The 5,102-nt window shown below is 33.0% G+C and carries 4 protein-coding genes; 3 read left to right on the forward strand and 1 reads right to left on the reverse strand.

The genetic code is table 11. The features are described from left to right. Window positions 1-1,738 (forward strand): tetratricopeptide repeat-containing sensor histidine kinase (locus FPG59_RS13775; protein ID WP_254906710.1); only part of this gene is annotated, 1,738 nt, incomplete at its 5' end. Here the strand turns inward: FPG59_RS13775 and FPG59_RS13780 are convergent. Further along, entirely contained in the window at window positions 1,713-2,210 is a 498-nt protein-coding gene (locus tag FPG59_RS13780; RefSeq protein WP_086455160.1) for a metallophosphoesterase, read from the reverse strand. The two genes, FPG59_RS13775 and FPG59_RS13780, sit on opposite strands and share 26 nt — an antisense overlap. A gap of 243 nt (window positions 2,211-2,453) precedes the next feature. On the opposite strand from FPG59_RS13780, the gene truA reads away from it, so the two are divergent. Both truA and FPG59_RS13790 read left to right on the forward strand, forming a co-directional pair. Then, window positions 2,454-3,191, forward strand: coding sequence for a tRNA pseudouridine(38-40) synthase TruA (gene truA, locus FPG59_RS13785; RefSeq protein WP_086455163.1), 738 nt, complete (start codon window positions 2,454-2,456; stop codon window positions 3,189-3,191). Between the two features lie 63 nt (window positions 3,192-3,254). Further along, a complete protein-coding gene (locus tag FPG59_RS13790) occupies window positions 3,255-5,009 on the forward strand; it encodes an ABC transporter ATP-binding protein (RefSeq protein ID WP_086455161.1) in 1,755 nt (584 codons plus the stop codon). The last annotated feature ends 93 nt before the right edge of the window (window positions 5,010-5,102 follow it).

A 5,102-nucleotide genomic window follows, 5' to 3' on the forward strand; every position in this document is an offset into this window, starting at 1 on the left:
CTACAATAGCATGTTAAATAGGCAATTTACACTTTTATTTTTTTTAATTTTAGTACTTTCACCTAAAACGCTATTTGCTAACGACAAAAATCTATCAGTAAAAGATGTTACGCTACTTTCAAACAAGGCTATTTTGCTCATGAAAGAAGGCAATTATGAAAAATCATTAATACAATCAAGATTTGCTCTTAGCAAGGCCATTCAATTAAAAAACGACAATTTAATTGCTGGATGCTATAATACTATTGCTGCAAATTTTGATCAATTATCCGAGCCCGATAAAGCATTTTACTACTATAATAAAGGTTTAACATATGCTAACAGAACGAATAATGATGCTTTAAAAAATTGGCTGCACAACAATTTGGGAAACATTTACTGTTTTGACAAAAAACAATATAAAAAAGGAATTTATTACTACAAAAAATCATTAGAATACAGCACTAAAATTAATGATGTTTATCAAATTCTATTCACAAATCTCAATATTACTTGGGCTTATTTTGACATTGGAGATTTCAAAAGTGGATATCCTCATTTAGAATACATTAATAAAAATCAAAAAAAATATGGAAATCCGTCAACAATTGTAGCACTAAACATGCTTAACGGAATGTATAATTCTAGCATTAACAACAACAGCAAAGCTACTTACTACTTTGAAAATGCTATTAAACTTGGGATTCAAGGAGAAGAAAAATCAGATTTATCATTCTCCCACCATGAATATTCTAAGTTTTTAATGAAAACTGGAAATTACAAAAAAGCATACCAACACCTTGACTCCTACATAAAACTAACAGAGGAATTAACAGATGAAGAAAAACTAAATAAAGCAAATGTTGCTGGAATAAATCTTGAAATAGATGAGTACAAACGTGAAATTGACAAAATTGAGAGTGAGTTTAAAACCAAACAAATAGAACTATTAGAAGAACAATACCGCAATAAAAAAATTGTAATTGTTGTAGCTGTAATTTTGCTATTACTCTCTTTGGTCTTTTATATTTTAACCTTAAATGCAAAGTTAAAACACAAAAATAAGATTAAAGATTTACAAAGTAAGGTTCAAGAAAACATATTAAATGCCTCAATTAATGGTCAAGAATTAGAACGAAAAAAAATTGCTTCTTTTCTACATGATAATATAAGTGCTCTTTTATCATCCGCAGGAATGCAATTACAAGCTTTTACAAATCAAACACAAAATTTCCCTGTTGAAATTACAAAAACAAAACAAATCCTTGAAAATGCACACGACCAAGTTCGGGATCTATCCCATGAATTAATGCCTTCGTTACTGGTTCGTTTTGGGTTATTCGATGCCTTGGAAGATCTATGCGAAAAAAATACAAACTCAATACTAAACTTTGTTTTTAACAATTCAGTAGATCGAAACACCCGTTATGATGAAGACTTTGAAATGAAAATCTATTTCATCATAATGGAACTCATTAATAATATTATCAAACACAGTACAGCATGCCAATCTATAGTTTCATTGGACGAAAATAATAACATGCTACAAATAAAAATTATTGATAACGGAAAAGGTTTTGATTCTTCTAACTTTCATATTCTTGAGGGCTTTGGTATTAACCAAATCAAGTCCAGAATCAACAACTTGAAAGGGACATTTTATATAGATTCAAAACTCAATTGGGGTACAACTGTAAGCATTGAAGTTCCCATACACTATCATAAAAAAAATTCTAACCCCGTTTACCCAACTCAATAATCTCCATATCCCTAATCTTATCCCCATCTATTACAAAGCGCAACATAGTGCGTACTTGATGAAAACCACTTATACCAGCGGCTCCTGGATTAAGGTGCAAAAGATTCAATTTTTTATCAAACATAACTTTTAGGATATGAGAGTGTCCGCAAATAAATATTTTCGGAGGATTTACAAGTAGTTCTTCTCTAATACTAGCGTTGTATTTCCCCGGATAACCACCAATATGTGTGATCCAGACATCAACTCCTTCACACATAAATCGATTGTGTAATGGAAATTCCATTCGAGCCTGAGCATCATCTATATTACCATACACCGCGTGCAAAGGTTTTACTTTCTGTATTGCATCAGTAACGGTTAAGGCGCCTATATCCCCAGCATGCCATACCTCATCAGCTTGATCAACATATTTTAAAATAACTTCGTCAATATGACTGTGCGTATCCGATAGTAAAAGGATTTTTTTCAATTTAAGTTTTTTTTAGGAGCTTTTTCCAGCTATCCGCTTTATTCCCGATCAAAAAAACTACAGCTAAAAAGCCTTGTTTTTTAAAATCGGGAGATACCGCTGCTATCTGGGCTAGAAATTTTGGTAAAAATAGCCATTCTTGGTTCAATAATGAAATCGAATCCATTCTTAACAAACTTTGGCAGTTTGTCATTTCCTTGCACAAAAATTAATAAGTATCTTTGTAACATCAAAAAAAAACAGTTGAGATATTTCGTTAAATTTGCATACAATGGCACGCATTACCACGGATGGCAATTCCAGCCAAACGCAGCCTCTGTTCAAGAAACCATGAACAAAGCCTTTTCGGTATTGTTAAACACACCTCTAAATCTTATGGGTGCTGGAAGGACTGACACAGGAGTTCACGCCAGAGAAATGTATGCTCATTTTGATATAGAAAAATCATTTGATAAAACAAGCTTGATTCACAAACTCAACTCTTATTTACCCAAAGATATTGTAATTTATGATCTACTAGCAGTTCATGATGATGCGCACACTCGGTTTGATGCTACAAAAAGAACTTACGAATATCACATTCATACTTTTAAAGATGTATTTTTACAAGATAAGAGTTGGTACTTTCATCAATCGCTAGATATTGAGCTCATGAATCAAGCAGCTCAAATACTGTTTGAACACACTGATTTTCAATGTTTTTCAAAAGTGAACACTGATGTAAACACATTTGATTGTACTATTTATGAAGCGCATTGGACACAAAAAGACAACAATTCGTTGGTTTTTACCGTTTCGGCAAATAGGTTTTTACGCAATATGGTGCGTGCCATTGTAGGAACGTTGATCAATGTGGGGTTGCATAAAATTACACTCGAGGATTTTACAGCAATTATTGCTAGTAAAAACAGAGATAAGGCCGGGATTTCGGTTCCAGCACATGGTTTGTATTTAACCAAAATAGAATACGATTATTTATAGCTTCAGGCTGTAAGCTTTACGCATTATGCCTAAAGCCTAAAGCATAAGGCTTAAAGAAAAAATATGAAAGCAAAAGCATTTGATACTAGATTATTCAAACGAATATTAAAATTTACAAAACCCTATCAATGGCGTTTTAATGGAGTAGTTATTTTTGCTATTTCATTGTCAATATTTGCAGCGTTACGCCCGTATTTATTGAAACAAACCGTTGATGGATACATTGCTACACAAGATCAAAAAGGATTATTAATGTATGTAATCTTAATGGGGATTGTGCTTTTATTAGAGGTGTTTTCACAATTTTACTTTGTCTATTGGGCCAACTGGTTGGGTCAAGATATTGTAAAAGACATTCGTACCAAACTTTTTCAGCACATTTTGAGTTTTAGAATGAAATATTTTGACCACGTTCCTGTGGGGCAATTGGTGACTCGTTCGGTTTCTGATATCGAATCTATTGCTAGAATTTTTAGTCAAGGTTTGTTCATGATAATTAGTGACTTGATGAAAATGATTGTAGTTCTGGGTTTTATGTTTTATATGAACTGGACCCTAACTTGGATTGTGATTGTAGCCATGCCTATCCTGGTTTTTGTAACGAGAATTTTCCAAAAGAAAATGCAAGTTGCTTTTGAGGAAGTGCGTACTCAAATTGCTAATATGAATTCCTTTGTACAAGAGCGTGTCACGGGCATGAAGATTGTTCAACTCTTTAATAGAGAAAACATTGAGTTAGAAAAGTTCAAAGAGATAAATGACAAGCACAAGAAAGCGTGGATAAAAACCATTTTATACAACTCCATCTTCTTCCCTATTGCAGATATTATTTCGTCATTGACACTTGGTTTTATTGTGCTTTACGGCGGATTCAAAATTTTAAACGGAGATAACTTTACCACTTTTGGAGATTTATTCTCGTACACGATGTTTATCGGTATGCTATTCAATCCGTTGCGACAAATAGCCGATAAATTCAATGAGATGCAACTGGGAATGATTGCTGCCAACCGTGTTTTTGATATTTTGGACACCCAAGATCAAATACAAGATACTGGTATTCTTGAGGCACCAATTTTTAAAGGAAATATTGAATTTAATAAAGTTCGTTTTGGGTACATTCCTGATGAAGAAGTCATAAAAGGAATTGATTTAGAAGTAAACGCTGGACAAACAATTGCCATTGTAGGCTCTACAGGTGCAGGAAAATCTACTATTATCAACTTACTAAATCGTTTTTATGAAATCAATAGCGGCTCCATATATATTGATAATCAAAATATTGAAAATTATACTTTAGGTTCTTTACGAAAGCAAATTGCGGTAGTATTGCAGGATGTTTTCCTTTTTGCTGATACTATTTTTAATAATATCACCTTAAATAATCCTGAAATTGATCGCGACCAAGTATTGGCTGCAGCCAAAAAAATTGGAGTGCATGAATTTATCATGAGCTTGCCAGATAATTATGATTTTGATGTTAAGGAACGCGGAGTAATGCTATCCTCTGGTCAGCGCCAATTAATTGCATTCTTGAGAGCTTATGTGAGTAACCCAAGTATCTTAATTCTTGACGAAGCCACATCCTCTATAGATACTTACTCCGAGGAATTGATTCAGCGTGCTACCGAAACTATTACAAAAGGCAGAACCTCTATTGTTATTGCACACCGATTAGCCACGATTGTAAACGCTGACAAAATTGTAGTGATGGACAAAGGGCTAATCGTTGAACAAGGTACGCATCAAGAACTAATTAATCGTGAAAGTGGTTTTTATAAGAATTTGTATGACTCTCAGTTTTCAGTAGCGAATTGATGTGTTCACAACCGCTTTAAGACATAATCTTGATAATGTATTCCATCATAAATAAAAGACTTTTTTTATTTCTATTTTATAACTTCATAGCAA

This window comes from Flavobacterium sp. FPG59 (genome assembly GCF_002150205.1).
Taxonomy (GTDB): Bacteria; Bacteroidota; Bacteroidia; order Flavobacteriales; family Flavobacteriaceae; genus Flavobacterium.